This window comes from Microbacterium sp. HA-8, assembly GCF_046111165.1.
Taxonomy (GTDB): domain Bacteria; phylum Actinomycetota; class Actinomycetes; order Actinomycetales; family Microbacteriaceae; genus Microbacterium.
On the sequence record NZ_CP162025.1, the window covers coordinates 1,306,135 to 1,324,270 of the forward strand.

11 protein-coding genes, 2 pseudogenes and 1 riboswitch are annotated in these 18,136 nt (G+C 65.5%); of the genes and pseudogenes, 8 read left to right on the forward strand and 5 right to left on the reverse strand.

Going from position 1 to position 18,136, the window contains the following annotated elements; genetic code table 11:
* Nucleotides 1-96: 96 nt before the first annotated feature.
* Nucleotides 97-387, reverse strand: a pseudogene (locus tag AB2L57_RS06275) (hypothetical protein); the annotation flags it as partial.
* A 227-nt stretch (nucleotides 388-614) separates the two neighbouring features.
* Between AB2L57_RS06275 and mobF the strand changes: the two are divergent.
* From mobF to AB2L57_RS06295, 4 genes and pseudogenes are all read left to right on the forward strand, one after another.
* Nucleotides 615-4,226 (forward strand): MobF family relaxase, encoded by a 3,612-nt coding sequence (gene mobF / locus AB2L57_RS06280; protein WP_409048343.1) that lies wholly within the window; start codon nucleotides 615-617, stop codon nucleotides 4,224-4,226.
* A 116-nt stretch (nucleotides 4,227-4,342) separates the two neighbouring features.
* Entirely contained in the window at nucleotides 4,343-5,299 is a 957-nt protein-coding gene (locus tag AB2L57_RS06285) for an AAA family ATPase (RefSeq protein WP_055344166.1), read from the forward strand.
* A 435-nt stretch (nucleotides 5,300-5,734) separates the two neighbouring features.
* Nucleotides 5,735-6,945: pseudogene (locus tag AB2L57_RS06290) on the forward strand (integrase core domain-containing protein).
* On the forward strand, nucleotides 6,945-9,341 hold the full coding sequence (locus AB2L57_RS06295; RefSeq protein ID WP_409048344.1) for a S8 family peptidase: 2,397 nt from the start codon (nucleotides 6,945-6,947) through the stop codon (nucleotides 9,339-9,341). The pseudogene AB2L57_RS06290 and the gene AB2L57_RS06295 overlap by 1 nt, the downstream one beginning before the upstream one ends.
* A 151-nt stretch (nucleotides 9,342-9,492) precedes the next feature.
* On the opposite strand, the gene AB2L57_RS06300 is transcribed toward AB2L57_RS06295, so the two are convergent.
* Genes AB2L57_RS06300 through AB2L57_RS06315 form a run of 4 tightly spaced genes read right to left on the reverse strand, consistent with a single transcriptional unit; the run spans nucleotide 9,493 to nucleotide 13,420 of the window.
* Complete coding sequence (locus AB2L57_RS06300) at nucleotides 9,493-10,731, reverse strand: IS256 family transposase (protein ID WP_409048637.1); 1,239 nt, start codon at nucleotides 10,729-10,731, stop codon at nucleotides 9,493-9,495.
* Between the two features lie 33 nt (nucleotides 10,732-10,764).
* Nucleotides 10,765-11,571, reverse strand: coding sequence for an ABC transporter ATP-binding protein (locus tag AB2L57_RS06305; protein WP_409048345.1), 807 nt, complete (start codon nucleotides 11,569-11,571; stop codon nucleotides 10,765-10,767).
* Nucleotides 11,571-12,344 carry an ABC transporter permease gene (locus AB2L57_RS06310; protein WP_409048346.1) on the reverse strand — a complete coding sequence of 258 codons (774 nt, stop codon included), beginning with the start codon at nucleotides 12,342-12,344 and terminating at the stop codon, nucleotides 11,571-11,573. Before AB2L57_RS06310 ends, AB2L57_RS06305 begins: the two co-directional genes overlap by 1 nt.
* Nucleotides 12,345-12,370: 26 nt before the next feature.
* Nucleotides 12,371-13,420, reverse strand: coding sequence for an ABC transporter substrate-binding protein (locus tag AB2L57_RS06315; protein WP_409048347.1), 1,050 nt, complete (start codon nucleotides 13,418-13,420; stop codon nucleotides 12,371-12,373).
* 31 nt (nucleotides 13,421-13,451) lie between these two features.
* Nucleotides 13,452-13,563: riboswitch (TPP riboswitch) on the reverse strand.
* A gap of 45 nt (nucleotides 13,564-13,608) precedes the next feature.
* Between AB2L57_RS06315 and AB2L57_RS06320 the strand changes: the two genes are divergently transcribed.
* The 4 genes from AB2L57_RS06320 (at nucleotide 13,609) to AB2L57_RS06335 (ending at nucleotide 18,130) form a co-directional block, all read left to right on the forward strand.
* Nucleotides 13,609-14,244 (forward strand): YkoF family thiamine/hydroxymethylpyrimidine-binding protein, encoded by a 636-nt coding sequence (locus AB2L57_RS06320; protein ID WP_409048348.1) that lies wholly within the window; start codon nucleotides 13,609-13,611, stop codon nucleotides 14,242-14,244.
* A gap of 8 nt (nucleotides 14,245-14,252) precedes the next feature.
* The gene (locus AB2L57_RS06325; protein WP_409048349.1) at nucleotides 14,253-15,575 is read left to right on the forward strand and encodes an NtaA/DmoA family FMN-dependent monooxygenase; all 1,323 of its coding nucleotides are present in this window, start codon (nucleotides 14,253-14,255) and stop codon (nucleotides 15,573-15,575) included.
* 179 nt (nucleotides 15,576-15,754) lie between these two features.
* Nucleotides 15,755-16,690, forward strand: a complete 936-nt coding sequence (locus tag AB2L57_RS06330) for a GlxA family transcriptional regulator (protein ID WP_409048596.1) — start codon at nucleotides 15,755-15,757, stop codon at nucleotides 16,688-16,690.
* Between the two features lie 843 nt (nucleotides 16,691-17,533).
* Nucleotides 17,534-18,130, forward strand: a complete 597-nt coding sequence (locus tag AB2L57_RS06335; protein ID WP_409048350.1) for a recombinase family protein — start codon at nucleotides 17,534-17,536, stop codon at nucleotides 18,128-18,130.
* Nucleotides 18,131-18,136 lie beyond the last annotated feature (6 nt).

Below are 18,136 nucleotides of genomic sequence, written 5' to 3' on the forward strand. Positions count from 1 at the left end.
AGCGCGTCGATTGCTGCGGCCATGTGTGCCCAGAGCCCCCGAGCGCGTGCCCGGTGCGATGCCGACGCGCTTGCCGACGGTGGATATGTCTTGGCAGGGGAACCCGCCGATGAGGATGTCCACGGGTTCGACCTGGTTCCAGTCGATGGTCGTGGATGTCGCCGAGGTTCGGGGCGTCTGACCAGTGGTGTGAGAAGACGCGGGCGACGGGCTCGTTGAGTTCGGAGAACCACGCGGTCTTGGCGTTGAGAACGTGCTCGACGGCGAGGTCGAGGCCGCCGTAGCCGCTGAACAGCGACCCGATCCTGAGTCGCGATTCGCCGTCGGCGTTGAGGTCGTGCATGAAGTCTGCTCCGGTGACGGTCGTTCTCGGCATCCGTGCCTCATCGAGAACTGATGCCGAGCTGGTCACCTGTCAGGTGCACGGCTCCGACACGCGCCTGCTGCTCGAATGAGCCCTCGCTTGCCGCCGCCCGAGGTCCTCCATCTCCGGCCTCAGCTCCGACCGCCATCCGAGGTCACACGCGTCTTGCAGATCGAGGTAAAGCCGGGCATTACCGCGGCAGAAGTCACCGGACAGGGTGCTCACCTGCTCACCAGGAGCGGAGGCGAGCATGACGGTTTCAATGCGCGTGATGTCGGCGGGTGATGGCTACAAGTACCTGCTCAAGACGGTCGCGGCAGCCGACGGCGACAGGCCACTCTCCACGCCGCTCACTCGCTACTACATGGAAGAAGGCACACCGCCCGGCCGCTGGCTCGGCGCAGGCGTAGCGGCCCTCGGCAAGGGCGAGATTCAGGTCGGCGACCGAGTATCGGAACACCAACTCCAGCTCCTGATGGGGACTGGCCACGATCCGATCACCGACCAACCACTCGGTCGTGCCTTCCCGACCTACAAGAGCCAGGAAGCGCGGATCGAAGCGCGGATCGCAGACCTCGAGCCGACGATGACGCCTGGCGCCAAGGGCGAGGCCGTCGCGCAGATCGTTGCCGAGGAGACGGTCCGGAGCACACGCCGTGCGGTGGCCGGCTTCGACTTCACCTTCTCGATCCCGAAGTCCGCGTCGGTGCTGTGGGCGGTAGCCGATGCGGGGGTCCAGGCACTGATCGCGGAGGTGCATCATCGTGCGGTTGCGGAGGTGGTTGCGTTCATGGAGCGCGAGGTTGCAGCCACGCGGACGGGTGCAACCGCCGGGGACGGCGCGGTTGCGCAGGTCGATGTCACCGGACTCATCGCGACCGCATTCGATCACTTCGACTCCCGAGCCGGCGACCCCCACCTCCACACGCACGTGGTCATCAGCAACAAAGCCAAGACCGTCCTCGACAGCAAGTGGCGCTCGCTCGACGGCAGACCCATGCACGCCGCCGTCGTCGCGCTCTCCGAACTACACGAAGCCGTGTTCGCCGACCACATGACCCGCACCTTCGGCGTCTCCTGGGAAGCGCGCGAGATGGGTCGGGACCGGAATCCGGCGTGGGTGATTACGGGGGTTCCGGAAGAGCTGGTCTCGGAGTTCTCGACCCGTGCCCGTCACATCGACGTCGAGAAGAACCGGCTCATTGCCGAGTACGTCGCTCAGCACGGACGCCAACCTTCGAACGCGACGATCCTCAAGCTCCGGGCCCAAGCCACGCTGGCCACGCGGCCTGAGAAGCAGGTCCGGTCCTTGGCGGACCTCACCACGGAGTGGCGAGCCCGCGCAACGAAGACGCTGGGGCGGGACGCGACGACGTGGGCGCGCCAGGTCACCGACAACGACAAGCCGCTGCTCCTGCGCGCGGACGATGTGCCGCTCGACGTGATTGGCGAGTTGGGACGCTCGGTCGTCGAGGTGGTCGGTGAGAAGCGCTCGACCTGGCGACGATGGAATCTCATGGCCGAGGCATCCCGGCAGACGATGGGCTGGCGGTTCGCCGCCATGCAGGACCGGGAAGCCATCGTCGCGATGGTCGCCGACGCCGCCGAGCTCGTCTCGCTCCGCCTGACACCACCTGAACTCGCCGCGTCGCCAGTTGTGTTCCGTCGGTCAGACGGCAGTTCGGTGTTCCGTCCGAAGGGTTCGACCGTGTTCACCTCCGAGTCCCAGCTCGCTGCGGAGGACAGACTCCTCGAACGAGCCGCCAACCTCGACGGGCCGATGGTGCAGCTCGCAACGGTCGAGAGGATCACGCGCAGCCCCGACGCGGACGGCCGGATGCTCGGGGACGACCAAGCCGACGCCTTGACCCGCATCGCAGTGTCAGGACGGATGCTCGACGTGCTGGTCGGCCCCGCCGGGGCGGGCAAGACAACCGCCATGAGCGCGCTCCGCCGCGCCTGGGAAGCCGAGCACGGCCCCGGTTCCGTCGTCGGTCTCGCACCGTCAGCGGTCGCCGCACAGGTTCTCGCCGACGACCTCGGAATCGCAACCGAGAACACCACGAAGTGGTGGCAGAACCACCTCATCCACGGCACCACCTTCGAGGCGGGACAACTCGTCATCATCGACGAAGCCTCCCTCGCCGGCACCCTGTCACTGGACCGCATCACCCACCTCGCCCAGGACGCCGGAGCGAAGGTGCTGCTGGTCGGCGACTACGCCCAACTGCAATCCGTGGACGCCGGCGGCGCGTTCGCGATGATCGCCAGAGACCGAGCCGACACCCCCGAACTGGTCGACGTCCACCGCTTCACCCACCCCTGGGAGAAGACCGCCTCACTCGAGCTACGCCACGGACGCACCCCGGCCATCGACACCTACCTCGCCCACGAGCGCATCAAAGACGGCGACGCCGAGGCCATGACCGAAGCCGCCTACAACGCATGGCGCGCCGACCGCGACGCCGGGCTCGTCTCGGTGCTGATCGCCGAAACCCACGAAGACGTGACCGCTCTGAACGGTCGCGCCCGCGCCGACCTGATCCTCAACAAGACGCTGAACCCCGACCGTGAAGTCGAGCTGCGCGACGGCACCGCCGCAGGCGTCGGCGACACCATCATCACGCGACAGAACAGCAGGAACCTCCGCACCCTGGCCGGGCGGGACTGGCTGCGCAACGGCGACATCTGGACCATCACCGCCGTCGGCGACGACGGAACCATCACCATCGCACGCGACTACGGAACCGGCGCCACCGTCCGCGACGACGGAACCATCAAGGCCCGCAAGCATGGACGCAGGTTCGGCGGCAGCATCCTCCTCCCAGCCTCGTACGTAGCCGAACATGTCGATCTCGGCTACGCAGTCACCGCCTACCGTGCCCAAGGCGTCACGACCGACACTGCGCACGTACTGGTCGAACCGACCTCGACCAGAGAGACCTTCTACGTCGCGATGACCCGAGGACGGCACTCGAACCACGCCTACGTGGCTCTCGACCGCGCAGACGACCATGCGCAGCCGCACCCCGGCGACGATCCGCATGCTACGGCGCGAAGCGTGTTGTACGGCGTTCTGCAGCACAGCGGGGCCGAACTCTCGGCGCACGAGACCATCGTGGCCGAACAGGAACAGTGGGGCTCCATCGCTCAACTCGCCGCCGAGTACGAGACCATCGCCGCCGCAGCTCAACACGACCGCTGGGCCACCCTCGTCCGGGGCTCCGGGCTCACCGAGGACCAGGCCGAGAGCGCCATCGAGTCCGAGGCGTTTGGCCCGCTTACGGCCGAACTGCGCCGCGCCGAAGCCAACCACCACAACGTCGATACGCTCCTGCCCCGCCTCGTCGCCGCGCGCGGGTTCAGCGACGCCGACGACATCGCCGCCGTCCTTCATTACCGGGTGGAGCGTGCGACAGCGCGTCCCGCAGGCTCCGGCAGGACTCGCAAGCCACCGCGACTCATCGCCGGCCTCCTTGCACAGGCGCATGGAGTCATCGACGTCGAGATGCGAGCAGCGCTCGACGAGCGAGAGGAGCTGATCGAGGCACGCGCCGACGCCGTACTCGACGGCGCGCTGACCGAGAGCGTGCCGTGGACGAAGGCCCTTGGAGCGCAGCCGAACGACCGACGACGAGCGGCGACCTGGCGCAAGGCCGCCCGCGTAGTCGCCGCCTACCGAGACCGCTACCGCATCACCGACGACGCACCGCTCGGAGCCCCGCCCGAGTCGGCCGTACAGAAGATCGACGCCGCAAGGGCGCGCGCCGCGCTCGACCAAGCGCGAGTGGCCGCTGAAGCCCTGGATGATGCTCATGTGGTTCGGAGCCCGTCAAGAGGCGGTCCGTCGCGGGCGCTGTAGGGCCAGTGGCGGCTCCAGGGTGCGGACGGTCGAATGTCGGCGCGGCCAAGTAGCCTCGGAGCCACACGCCAGTAGACTTGAACCCACATGACGACACGGCTGAAGGAGGCGGGACGATGGCGCGCGCTGATCTACTCCTAGACCTCGTCGAGGCCGAACGCCGCGGTGATCGGGAACGCTTCAAGGTGCTGGTTGAGTCGGTCATCGCCGAAGAGCGCGCCAACCAGCATCATCTTCTCGCTGATCGGCTCTCGCAACTCATCACGACGACGGGGCAGGGACCCGTCCGTGACGACCGAGCAGCGGCGATCCGCGATCTCGTGCATGAGGTCGTACCGAACCGTCGGCTACATGAACTCGAACTTGCACCGGTCCCGCAGCGAGTCGTTACCGAACTGATCGAGGAGCAGAAGCGCGCGGAACTTCTGCGTAGTTACGGTATTGAGCCGCGCAACCGCCTTCTGCTGTCCGGCCCGCCTGGAAACGGGAAGACGAGTGTGGCCGAAGCGATCGCGGCAGAACTGATGCTTCCCTTCTACGTGATCCGCTACGAAGGTGTGATGTCGAGCTTCCTCGGCGAAACGGCCGCACGGCTTGACAACGCCTTTGAGTTCGCGCGGACTCGCCGTTGCGTGCTGTTCTTCGACGAACTGGACACCATCGCCAAAGAGCGAGCGGACGAGCATGAGACCGGCGAGATCAAGCGAGTGGTGTCGACGCTGCTGCTCCAAATCGACAGACTGCCACCCCACGTGATCCTCGTTGGCGCAACGAACCACGGCGAGCTGCTGGATCGGGCGGCATGGAGACGGTTCCAGATTCGGACGGAGTTGGGAGCGCCTAGCCGCGCACAGGCGACGAGATTCCTCGAACGTCTCGCTGAGCGCCTCGGAGGCGACCTCGGTTTCGCTCCTCGGACCCTCGCTGACAAGTTGGCCGGCGCGAGCTTCGCCGAGTTGGAAGAGTTCGCACTTGATGTGCGCCGCCGTGCGGTACTGGAACTTCCGGATGACAACATCCGCCGGATCGTGCAAGAACGGCTTGAACACCGCCGAGGTCAGGCGGCAGGGTGACAGTTGAGCGTAGACCGCTCCTTGCGTTCGGGCCGGCGGAGGTTGTAGCGCGGCCAACTCAGACCCCGCGTGATCTTCCACGTCTGTCAAGGCCGGGCGCTGGGCGACAAGGTGAACGCCTGACTCCTCAGTTCAAGGACTTGGCCGCGGCTTTCGAAGCCGAACGTGCCCGTCTGAGCGCAGACACCCCAGAGGAGATCGACCCCGCACTCGTGGTCGTGTTTGATCTGGCGGGAAGCGTCAAGGACTTCCGCAACGCGATGTCATGTCTCACGACATCGGTGACGAGTCTGCATCAGGACATCGGTGACAGTTCGGGGCTGTTTGGTGGTGACACTTCTCCTCTATTTGTGAGGGATGAGCCGTGTTGAGCCTGTCGATCCTCGTGTCCGTCTCGCGATCGCGCAGTGGCCGCCGGATGCGCCGCGTGGGGTAGTGACGACGTTCTGCGCGGAGCATTCGATCTCGCGGAAGACGTTCTACGCGATCCGCAATCGCGCCCTCGTCGAGGGGCAGGCCGCGGCGCTCGAGCCGCGGAGCCGGCGACCGAAGTCCAGCCCGACGGCCATCGCCGACGACGTCAAGGTTCAGGCAGTGGGGGTGCGGCGCGCGCTGGAGGAGTCCGGGCTGGATCACGGGCCGATCAGCGTGCACGACAAGATGATCGCCCTGGGGATGGCACCGGTGCCGTCGATCGCTGCTCTGGCGCGGATCTTCCGGGAGGCCGGTGTCGCCCGAGTCGAGCCGAGGAAGAAGCCGCGGGCCGCGTATCGCCGGTTCGTGTATCCGGCGCCCAACGCATGCTGGCAGCTCGACGCGACCGAGTACGTCCTCGCCGGCGGCCGCAAATGCGTGATCTTCCAGCTCATAGACGACCACTCCCGCTACGCCGTCGCGTCCCACGCCGCCGTCGGCGAGACCTCCAGAGACGCGATCCGGGTGGTCCGCAAGGCGATCAAACGTCACGGTGTTCCTCAGCGGCTGCTGTCGGACAACGGCATCGCACTGAACCCCTCACGCCGCGGAATCATCGGGCAGCTCGTCGAGTATGTGTCCCGGCTCGGCGTCGAACCGATCACCGGGAAGCCCTACAAGCCGACCACGCAAGGCAAGAACGAGCGGTTCCACCAGACCTTGTTCCGCTACCTCGACAAGCAGCCCATCGCCGGCAACCTCCGAGAACTGCAGGCTCAGGTCGACCGGTTCGACCACATCTACAACACCGAACGCCCGCATCAGGCGTTGCCCGGCCGGATCACACCGTTGCAGGCGTGGGAAGCGACACAGAAAGCGACCCCGCCCAGACCTCGAACCATCAAACGCAAGCCGAACGATCCGCTCCCGCCGGCACCCTCGCCGAACGGTCGGGTGCTCGACGGGATCCGCGTCGCGACAGTCCATCCGAACGGATCAATCAAGGTCCGCGGCTGCATCTTCAACATCAGCTACCCGATGCGCGGACAGGACGTGTTCGTCCTCTACGAGCCCGCCGGGATCATGGTCTTCGACGAACGCGGCACCCTCATCGTCGAACACCTCTGGCCACCACCCGGCATCCGCTACGTCGGCAACGGCAGGCCCCGCGGACCCAAACCCAAAGAACTGCCACCGATGTCCTGATACAAGAAGTGTCACCGATGTCCTGATGCAGAACCGTCACCCATGTCCTGAGACATCACACTTCCGCAACGCGATCAACCGGATCGATGGCCTGGAGTTTCTGTCTGAGCTTCTCGGGGATCAATCTGACCCCGACGACGATTTCCACATGAGGGAGCGTGAAGCTGGACGGACCGACAAGCGCGTCACGCACTCGCTGTACCTGGTCATGTCCAACACCAAAGCGATCGACGAACTACTCCGGCTCTTCGCTCAATGGCAGGCCGACCCGTCCGCGTCGTTCGAGCACGGGCTCGGCAAGTTCAAGACGGCCTTCCAGCAACTGACAGCGATACGTCGGTGGGGCGCTGAGGACCGCATCCGTGAGACTGGTCTACGAGAGCGCTGGGAAGAGACTCTCAGCATGGTCGGTCAGTCAGTAAGCACCGTCCTCGTCGAAGTCGAGCTCTGGCATAGGCGTGATGCCGCCCAGCGTGCGGCTGCCGAGGCGCACGTCGAGGAAGTCATCACTTCCAGCGCCGGGCGAGTCTTGGATCGCTCGCAGATCGGAGAGATCGAGTACCACGCGCTCCTGGCTGAACTCCCGATCCAGCAGGTCCAGTCCGTGTTGACCAACGGAGCTTCGGCCATTCGGCTCCTCACGACTGATGATGTCATGTTCGTCAGCCCCTTCACCCCGATGAGCGTTGCGCCAGGGACTCTTGAGCCAGTTGCTCAAACCCAACTTGCTCGCAGCGACAGAATCGAAGGCAAGCCTCGGATCGCGCTGCTCGACGGGCTGCCGTTCACCAACCACGACGCGCTCCAAGGTCGGCTCTCGATCGATGACCCTGATGAGATCGGTGAGAACTACCCCGTCGCGGCTCGCCACCACGGAACCGCCATGGCGTCACTCATCATTCACGGCGACCTCACTGATGGCGGTCCACCGCTTGATCGTCCGCTCTACGTACGACCGATCCTGCAGCCCCACGAGTTCATGCCTGGACACGAGCAGGTAGTCCCAAATCGTCTGCTCACCGACGTCCTTCACCGCGCAATCAGACGGATTGTGAAAGGCGAGGGGAACCAACCTGCCGCAGCGCCGAGCGTCCGGGTTGTGAACCTGTCCATTGGCGCGCAGACGCGAGCACTCACGCGCCGAATGAGCCCCGTCGGGCGCCTGCTGGACTGGCTCGCCCACTCGTACAATCTGCTGTTCGTCGTCAGCGCGGGCAACCACACCGACGAGTTCACGATCCCCGCCGATGCCGCGCACGACACCGAGGCCGCTCGCCTGGCTGCAATGCGGGACGGCTTCGAGACGGCGCTGCTGCGCGGCATCCTTCCGCCTGGCGACGCCCTGAACGCCCTCACCGTCGGCGCCACGCACTCAGACGGCCTCGGTGAGATCGAGGTTCCGGACACGGTATGGGACATCACCCACCCGGACGCTCCCGCACACTATGGGTCTGTTGGGCCCGGCGTCGATCGGTCGGTCAAGCCGGACCTTCATCACTCCGGAGGTCGCGCCCTCTACACGCGCCCCATCGTCCTGCCCGGTCAGACTGACGTTGCCGTCGGCCTGGCTCATACCGCCGCGACGGGACCCGGCTTGCAGGTGGCCGCTCCGGGACGAGGCGGTGCTACCAACAGCACGGTGTTCACGAACGGCACCAGTAACGCGACCGCGCTCGTCACCCGTGAAGCCAGCAGGCTGTTTGACCTCCTTGAGTCCGACAACCGCGACCCCGAAGACGCACCCCTTCCTGATCCGCAGTACCACCCGCTGCTCGTGCGTGCCCTCCTTGCCCATGCAAGCAGCTGGGGCGCCTGGGAGAACAGCCTGCGCAACGGTCTTGGTCTCAATGGCCAGGACGCTCGGCGGCAGCTGACGGCTCTGCTCGGCTACGGTCGCCTCGACCTCAGCAGACTCGGCGAAGCCGCATCCAACCGAGCGGTCCTCGTTGCCGGCGGTCAAATCGCACGGAACGAGCGCCATACTTACGGCTTCCCACTGCCTCCCTCACTCCGAGCGAAAGCGGAATGGCACCGCTTCACCATCACGCTGGCATTCATGGCTCCAACGGTCGGCCAGCTCACTCGGTACCGCAGCGCCAAGGTCTACTTCAGCACGCCGGACACGACCCTGGCGGGTGGAGACCGAACCGATGCAGAGCACAACGCCGTGCGGCGAGGCAGCCTTCAACACGAGATCGTGCAGGGCACCCGCTCGATGTCTTTCGTAGATGGCGATGCCTTCCCGATCCACGTCGAGTGCATGGACGATGCCCAACGACTCCGTGCCGGTAACACCATCCGATATGCGCTGGTCGTGTCAGCAGAGACTGCCGAACAGACATCAAACACGATCCACGATGAAGTTCGCGACAGACTGCGACTCCGCGCGCGCGAGCGTGCCCGTGATCGCATCCGCTCGTAGCGCGATCTGAGACAGCGGCCTACAGCTGCCGCACTTCCCGAGCGCTGCTGACTGTGCGTTCAGGCATCAACAGAGATGCAGAACTCCCGCGCTCGACGTCGCGGGTCTCCAAGGGTGTGTCAGATTAACGGTGGATCTGGCCTGGCGCATTTCAGTTGATTCGGCCTTCGAAGGTGATCGCGAAGGCGTTGAGTGCGGGCTTCCACCTGGTGACCCAGCGTGCCCGACCCCGGCCGGTCGGGTCAAGCGACCGCGTCACGAGATACAGGCACTTCAGCGCGGCGGCGTCGTTCGGGAAGTGCCCTCGCGCTCTGACCGCTCTGCGGTAGCGGGCGTTCAGAGACTCGATCGCATTGGTGCTGCAAATGATCTTGCGGATCTCGACGTCGTAGTCCAGGAACGGGATGAACTCCGTCCACGCGTTCTCCCAGAGCTTGCGGATCGCCGGATACATGGTGCACCACTTCTCCGCGAACTCCTCGAACCTCGCCCGTGCCGCGGCCTCGGTCGGCGCGGTATACACCGGTCGGAGGTCGCGAGCGATCTGGTCCCAGTACTTGCGTGACGCGTACTTGAACGTGTTCCGGATCAGATGGATGATGCACGTCTGCGTGACCGCGTGCTCCCACGTCGTGGTGATGGACTCGGGCAGACCCTTGAGTCCGTCGCAGACGACGATGCAGACGTCCTCGACGCCGCGGTTCTTGATCTCGGTGAGCACGCCGAGCCAGAACTTCGCTCCTTCGCCGCCGTCGCCGGCCCAGATCCCGAGGATGTCTCTCTCACCGTTCACGGTGACTCCGACAGCGACGTAAAAAGGTTTGTTGCGGACCTGCCCGTCGCGGACCTTCACGACCAGGGCGTCGATGAACACCACCGGATACACGCGATCCAACGGACGGTTCTGCCACTCCGTCATCTCCTCGATGACCTTGTCGGTGATCTTCGAGATCGTGTCCTTTGACACCGAGGCACCGTAGACGTCGTCGAAGTGAGCCGCGACCTCACCGGTCGTCAGCCCTCGCGCGGTGAGCGAGAGGACGATCTCATCGATCCCGTCCAGCCGCCGTTGCCGCTTCTTCACGATCTTCGGCTGGAACGACCCGTCCCGATCCCGCGGCACCTCGATCACGACAGGACCCACCTCGGTGAGCACGGTCTTGGAACGCGTCCCATTCCGCGCGTTCTCACCAGTCGAGCTGCCGTGCTTGTCGTAGCCGAGATGCTCGGTGATCTCCGCCTCGAGCGCGGTCTCCAGCACGGTCTTCGTCAGCCCGCCAAGCAGGCCACCGGGCCCGACGAGGCTGACGCCTTGCTCCTTCGCCTGCGCAAGCAGCTGCTCGGCGATCTGTTGCTGATCAATGATCTCTCCCGTCACAGGATCGATCATCTCGATGGTCTGGCTCACAGCCCTTCCTTTCGGTCAGGCCAGTCCCAGATCCACCGTTTTCCTGACAGTCCCACTAGCGGGGGCAGCGTTGCGGGCTGCAGCATGCAGCAGTTGGTGCAGCCTGTCTTGGAGCTCGGGCACCCGCAGGTCGCGCACGAAACTGTCGCCGCGCGGAATGTCGCGCGTCACCTCCACCTCGCCGGTGATGGTGCCCGGCGCGGAAAGCACAAGCACCCGGTCAGACATGCGGATCGCCTCTCGAATGTCGTGGGTGATGAGCAGGATGCTCCACCGATTCTCCGCCCAGATGTCGAGCAGCCACCGCTGCAGTTCGTCGCGCGTGATCGCGTCGAGCGCGCCGAACGGTTCGTCGAGCAGCAGCACCGGTCTGCGCTGCACGACGGTGCGCAGAAAGGATACGCGCTGCCGCATCCCGCCCGACAGCTGCCGTGGGTAGAGCTCCTCCGTGCCCTCCAGCCCGAAGGGTGCCAGCAGTTCGGATGCTTTCGCGCGCGCATCGCGTCGCGAATGTCCTGCAACCTCAAGCCCGATTGCGGCGTTGTCGAGGATGCGACGCCACGGCAGCAGCACATCACGCTGCGGCATGAAGGCGAACGGTCGAGCGCGATCGGCAATCGGCACGCCGTCATACCGGATGCTGCCCGCATCCGGTCGCTGCGCCCCCGTCAGCTGCGACAGCAGCGTTGACTTACCACTGCCACTCGGACCCACGAGGCCGACAATCTCTCCCTTAGCGACCTGAAAGGACACATCCGTCAATACCGGCTTTGTGCCGAACGACTTCGCCAGCCGTTCAATCTCAAGGACCCCGCCGCTCATCAAAGCTTCCCCTGTTCGATGCGCAACCAGGGCACAAAGAGGCGTTCCAGCAGCACGGCAAGCCCGTAAAGCACGAGGGTGAGCAGCGAACTGACGACCACGGCCGCCAACACAAGGTCGGTGCGGAAGACGTTCTTCGCCGACTGCATGTACACGCCAAGGCCCGCCACCGCCCCGGCGTATTCCGCAAAGATTGCCCCGACGACCGCGTAGGTGATGGAGATGCGCAGCGCCGAGAAGAACGACACCGTGCTGGCAGGCAGCCGAATCATGCGGAAGATGGTCACCCGCGAGGCACCCATCGACTTCAGGAGATGCTCCGCCTCGGGGTCGGCGGAGGAGAACCCGCGAAGGAACCCCACCACCATCGGGAAGAACGTAACGAAAGCGACCAGCAGCACCTTTGGCAGCAGACCGAAGCCGAACCACAGCACGACTAGCGGTGCGAGGGCGATCATCGGGAGGGTTTGACTGACCACGACGAGCGGCAGGATGGCGCGGCGCAGCGGTGCCGAGAAGTCGAGCAGCGTCGCGGTGACGAACGCGACTGTCACCGACAGGCTGAAGCCGAGAAGCGTGGCGAGTAAGGTCGGCACGGCGTGATGCAGCAGGGCCTCGTTTTCGGCGACCCCGACCGTGGCGATGCGCACTGGCGATGGCAGCATGTCGGCCGGCACGAGCCCGACCGTCGACACAGTGTGCCAGATCGCGAGCAGCAGGAAGAAGGCGAGGAGCGGGGGCGCGACGGCACTTGCCAGTCCGCGCGCAGCCACCCCCACCCTCGTCCTGTCGCTCATGCTCACTCCAGCAGGTCGTCCGTGTAGTACTCGGTCCAGTCGGGAGCCTCGGTAACGACGTCTCCCGAGGAGTCGCTCAGGAACCCACCGTCGATGAGGAAGGAGCCGAACTCTTCCCACGCCGTCGGGTCTACTTCGCCGATCTGGCGTCCCTCGGCCACGAAGTAGCCCTCGGTTGCCATCAACCGGGCACTCTCGCGCACCAGCTCCTCAGCAGCGCCCAAGGTTTCGGGGTTGGCCTCGATGAGAATGTCGGCCGCCTCGTCAGGGTTTTCGACCGCGAACGCGTACCCGCGCTGCACCGCCTGCACGAACGCCGCGGCTGCCTCCGGATGCTCGGACACGTACGCGTCGCTGGAGATGATCCCCGTCGACTGCTGCTCGGGAACGCCGAAGTGCTGGTACCGCCACTCCCGGTAGGGGTGACCATCAAGCTCCATCTGGATGTTTTCCCACGTCGCCACCGACAGGGTGAAGTCGATGCGCCCCTGGCGGAGGGCCTCATAGGCGCCCGTGTCAAGGACGACCTCCTCGAATGTGCCTTCGCCACCGTCACCCTGGATGGTCGCGGCCGCCAGCGCCGAGTACAGCGGGGCGCCGAACCCGCCGAAGATAAGACCGTCAAGATCGGCCGGGCGGGTGACATCGTCGCGGTCACCGAGCACCACGAGGCGGCCCGTGTCGGTCTGCGTGACCCGGAACACCGAAACCACGTCGAGCCCCGCGGTGCGAGCAGTTTGCACGCTCGCCTGTCCGCCGATACCGAAGTCGGCCTCTCCCGCCGAAACCAACTGCGGGGAGGATGCCGACCCATACGGGAGGATCGTCACCTCGAGACGCGCCTCTCCGAAGTAGCCCAGAGCATCCGCCACATAGACGCCAATGTGGTTCGTGTTGGGCGCCCAGTCGAGGGCGAAGGTCACCGGAGTGAGTTTGTCGCCGTCTTCTGATGACCCGCCGCCGGATACGGTGCACCCGGCGAGCGCCACCGTGACGGCGAGCAGAGCGGATGCCGCGCCCAAACGCGCGCGGCGGGATGATGGAATACGCATGATGCGTGCCCTTTCGATATGTGTCGGGGCACGGGGTTTTTGAGATGCCTCCCTGCGCTGGCATTACCCAGATCAGGTTCGACGGTCGAAGGTTGGATGACCTTCCTCTCAGCCCGGCTCACCGGACTCCCGTGTACCTCCATGGTAACCAGATCTGGACGCAGGCGAGCACCGCTAGTGTGGTAGCCGTGACAGTACCGACTAATACCCCGGCAGAGTCCATGACCCCGCAGGAGTATGGGGTCGGAGCGCGCTTCACCGTTTCGGTGTACGACTCCGACTACGTCTCGATCATCCTGGGCGCGCTGCGCGAGGCGGATGCTTCGGCGCTCACCGTGGAGACGAACGACATCTCGACCTTCGTGACCGGTGCGGAGGCGGATGTGCTGGGCTACATCCGCGACGTGGTTGCCGGGGCGGCAAGGGGCGGCGCGCATGTGTCCGCGAGCATCCTGCTGTCGCGAGGCTGCCCTGGCGAACTGCAGTGCGAGCTACCTCCCGGGGTGTTCGCCCTCGCCGCCGACCCGATTTCGCTGGAACCGGCGGGCATCCGTGCGCGGGCGCACTGGTCGCTGTACCCGCTCCTCGACGCGGGCAGCGAGGGGGTAAGCAACCACATGGCACCCATCTACGCGGCCGTCGAGCGGGCGAAGGAAGACGGCGCCTACTCGGGGTCCGACCACTACGCGACGCGGCTCGACGGCGACTTGGCCGCCGTGCTGCAGACCGCCACGAACGCGTGGATCGCCGTCGGTCGCGAGGTGCAGCACGTCACGACGCACCTCACGGTCTCGCTGAACAGCCCCACCACAATCACGGACTGAAGCGCTCAATGACGCAGCGTCGGATGCATTTCGTCGGCATGGTGAACCCGCCCACCAGCCAGTACGCCGAAAACTGGCGCAACCCGCTCGGCCGCTCTGACTGGCTCCGGGGCGACTTCTATGCTGACCTTGGTCGTACCCTCGAGCGCGGGTTGTTCGACATGATTTTCTTCGCGGATGCGCTGGCCGTTCCCGAAGACCGGGACGGCAATTTCGCGACAACACTCGAAACCGGCGGCAAGGGCAGCATCTACCTGGACCCGATCGCGACCGTCTCACATGTGGCCACCGCAACCACCCACATCGGCTTGGGTGCGACCGTCTCGACGAGTTTCCTGCCCGCGTACGCAATCGCCCGTCAGCTCCTCACGGTCGACCACCTCTCCGGCGGCCGGGCCGCGTGGAACATCGTCACCTCCACCACCAACGCCGAGGCTCGCAACATGGGCCGAGAGGCAATCGCAGACCCGGCATCCCGCTACGACCAGGCCGATCAAGTTGTCGACACCGTGCTCGACCTGTGGCGCTCGTGGAAACCCGACGCTCTCGCGCTCGACCGCGACGAGCGCCGGTTCGCCGATCCGACCGGTGTGCGCCGCATCCGGTACGACAACCCGCTATCTCGCGGGCCTCTCACCCTCCCACCGAGCCCGCAGGGGCATCCGGTGCTGATGCAGGCGGGATCATCCCCTCGCGGCCGCAGCTTCGCGGCAGGCTGGGCCGAGGTCGTTTTCGCAATCGGTGACACCGAGGAGGGGATGCGCGACCTGCGGCGCGAACTGCGCGATCGGGCCAGACTCGACCATGGCCGTAACCCCGACGACCTCCTCGTGCTCCAGGGTCTCCAACCGATCGTGGGGTGGACGGATGCGGATGCCACGACAAAACTTGCGGCACTCCGCGAGCAGATCGACCTCCCAGAGGCGCTGACTAAGCTCGCACGGCTGCTGCACGCCAACGCAGCCGGCCTGGACCCGAGCGCTCCGGCGGTCGATCTGCTCGCGGCGCACCGCGGAGCCACCGGCAGTGTCGGCTTCGAGGACATGCTGGCGTCGGTCAGCAACAGGCGACGGTTCACCGTGGCAGACCTGGCGATCGAGCAGGCGCTGAACCAACTGCATCCGCAGGTCGTCGGTTCCCCCGCGACCCTGGCCGATGAGCTTGAACACCTGTTCCGAAGCGAGGCCGCAGACGGGTTCATCATCATGCCGGCGCTGTACCACTCGTCGTTCGAAGACTTCGTCTCGGGCGTGATCCCCGAGCTGCAGCGCCGCGGACTCTTCCGGAGTCGTTACGCAGCCAAGACTCTCCGGGAGCACCTCCGGGATTAACCGAGGTTTAGTCTTTGGACCGCTCGGCTCCGCTGGTCTCACCTTCGGTGACAGTGGTTGACGGATGCCGCTTGGCATAGACCTTGGTGACGAACTTGCCGCTCTTGGCCGAGCGAACGACTGTCTTGCCCGAGCTTGTGGCCGATTCTTCAGCGTATGTCATGCTCCGACTGGCCCGTGTGAGGCTTGGCCGGATAGCCGGCTGCTTCGGTTCGGCTATCGCGTCGATCATCGACATCGTGCGGGTGGCCGACGGAGCCCGCGGCGATGTCGACCCGCGGATCGACCCGATCGAACTCGCCATCCTCGGACCGAAACGGCGAGTGACCACGACGGCATCGATGACCCTGTCGGTGGACCACCCGCTGCCGGAGTCCGGAGAGTTCGACGTGGTCGTCGTCCCTGCGCTTGGAACCCTCACGGCCGCCGCGACCCACGACGCCCTCCAGAGTCGAGATGCTCGTTCGGTCATCGCCTCACTCGGGCGCCTCGACGACGCGACCACCCGGATCGCCGCGGCGTGCACCGGCGTGTTCGCCGTCGCCGAGACAGGACGGATGCATCATCGGCGGGCGACGACCAGCTGGTTCCTGGGGCCGGAGTTCCGGAAGCGCTATCCGACCGTCGCCCTCGATCTCGACACCATGGTCGTGGTCGACGGGAACCTCGTCACCGCCGGCGCCGCCTTCGCCCACATCGACCTCGCGCTCTCACTCGTGCGATCGATCAGCCCCGACCTGGCCCAACATGTCGCCAAGCTCCTCATCATCGACGAGCGCCCGTCGCAGGCGGCTTTCGTCGCCTACGAACATCTCCGGCACGAGGACCCGATCGTCGTCGAGTTCGAACGCTTCGTGCGCGCCCGCCTGGACGAACCGTTCAACGTCGCCTTCGTCGCGCAGTCGCTCGGCACCAGCCGGCGCACCCTCGAACGACGAGTCCGTGCGGCGCTCAACCTCACTCCGCTCGGCTTCGTCCAACGGCTTCGCACCGAACGAGCTCGACACCTCTCAGCAACCACGGACCTCACCTCCGCCGAGATCGCGCTACGGGTCGGCTACGCAAACGCCGAGACTCTGCGCTCCCTCCTGCGCAGGGAGCGACGCCGTTCCTGACCTATCGCCATACCTGTAGCTTGTGTCCTAGCGCTCGGTTGGAACCACCTCTCAGCACGTCGCGTCGACGCTCCTGCGTCGCCCCTGGACTACCCACTCGACACGCCCGCAGCACAGCCCATGTGACGTGCCCCGGCTTCCCGGACGGTCGGGGTTGGGTGGCTGTGATGTCGCTGCGTTCTCGTCGAGAGGGTCAGCAGACCCGATCAGAGCCGATTGGGATGAGCCGCGAAGGCGGTTAGGTCAAGGCGGCCGAAGCCGGCCGGCGGGGTAGCGTCGGGCACGTCGAGGTCTTTCGGATGGATGGCGTAGGAACCTCCATCGTCGGGAGACCTCGACGTCTATCTGCGGACCGACGCGCCCGGCCGACCTACACCTTCATCTGGGAAGAGCCAGCAACTCCCGCACTCCTCCGGCGCCGCAGGTAAAGTCTTCCGCAGTGCGGGACTGCAGTCCCGCATTGCGGAACCAGCTAATTCATCTGCATAAATTGGCGACACCGGTGATGTGCAGCGATGTGGAACTCGCCTGTGGCGACGGAGCATTCGAGGATCGCCCTGATGCTTGCCTCAAGCCCGAAGCCACCGCGCGAGCGGGTCGAGCGCGGCGGTCCTAGTGGAGAGCGAAGCGCTCGCATCGGAGCCAGAGACCGCGGTTCCGAAGACTCCTCCGATCGCAACCACATGCCTCAACAAACAACAGCTTTCTGAGACATCGGCCGGATCCCGGCTGCGTGATCGCTGCTCCTGGTGATCCCGGGTCAGCGCCTGTCTCAACAATCCGTCTCACCGGAAAGTGTCTTAGCCTGGTAACTCGGAGGGGTTTCTGAGTCACAATGGCTGAGTGAGACTTCTTGGATACACCCGCGTGAGCACAGCGACTCAGGATGCGCAGCTTCAGCTCGACGCCCTCGTGACGGCCGGCGTTCAGAAGCGCGACGTCTTCGCCGATGTCACTTCTGGCAGCAAGACTGCGATCGAGCGCCGTGGGATGAAGAAGCTCCTTGATCACGCAGTGCCCGGTGACACGGTCGTCGTCTGGCGCGTCGATCGCCTCGGCCGCTCCCTCATCGACGTGTTGAACACCGTGAACCTGCTACGCGAGCGCGGTGTTCACGTGCGTTCTATCTCGGATGGAATCGATCCAGCGACATCGACCGGCCGGTTGATGCTGAACATGCTCGCCACCCTCGCCGAGTACGAGCGCGAACTCATTGTCGAGCGGGTGAATGCCGGCATCGCCGCAGCCAGGCAGAACGGCACCCGCTTTGGTCGACCACTCTCGGACCCAGCGGTAATCGCCGACAAGCTCGCGATCGCAGCCGATGCCCGAGCGAAGGGGCGCACCGCCGAAGATGCAGCACGGCTCGTCGGGTGGAGTCGCGCCACGCTCTATCGCCACCAGCAAGCCCTCGCCGGCCGCGAGAGCACCACCATGTAGCGATGT